The following is a 554-nucleotide window of genomic DNA, read 5'->3' as shown; positions in this document are numbered from 1 at the left end:
GAATCACAAATTTTACCTTAGCCTGAATAAACACCAGTGAAAGTGTCATTCAGTCTATCTTTCTATCACATACCCAAATTTTTAAAGAACGATCTAATCAAAAGATCAGAAATCAACATTCACCATCATTTGATTGAATGCTCATTTCTAAGCTTTACGATACAGAAGCAGTTTATGGTGGAGCCAAACGGGATCGAACCGTTGACCTCCTGCGTGCAAGGCAGGCGCTCTCCCAGCTGAGCTATGGCCCCATATTTCTACAGGTACTTTCCACACAAAATTGGTGGGTCTGGGCAGATTCGAACTGCCGACCTCACCCTTATCAGGGGTGCGCTCTAACCAACTGAGCTACAGACCCAATTTCGAGCTTGCAACTGTTAGCGTGAGCTATCAGCTTGTAGCTTAAAGCTGCTTCTATCGTCTTCTTCAATGAATCAAGCAATTCGTGTGGGAACTTATGGAGCAGCTGATGTCGTCGATTAAGGAGGTGATCCAGCCGCAGGTTCCCCTACGGCTACCTTGTTACGACTTCACCCCAGTCATGAATCACACCG

2 tRNA genes and 1 rRNA gene are annotated in these 554 nt (G+C 45.7%); all 3 read right to left on the bottom strand.

The annotated features are described in order from the left end of the window. Window positions 1–175 precede the first annotated feature (175 nt). Window positions 176–251 (bottom strand) — tRNA-Ala (locus TU84_RS25185). Window positions 252–281: 30 nt separating this feature from the next. Further along, a tRNA-Ile gene (locus TU84_RS25180) sits at window positions 282–358 on the bottom strand. A 122-nt stretch (window positions 359–480) separates the two neighbouring features. Beyond that, window positions 481–554, bottom strand: a 16S ribosomal RNA gene (locus TU84_RS25175); the annotation flags it as partial.

Source organism: Pseudomonas helleri, assembly GCF_001043025.1.
GTDB classification, from domain to species: Bacteria; Pseudomonadota; Gammaproteobacteria; order Pseudomonadales; family Pseudomonadaceae; genus Aquipseudomonas; species Aquipseudomonas helleri.
This window is presented reverse-complemented; position numbering and strand designations above follow the sequence as displayed.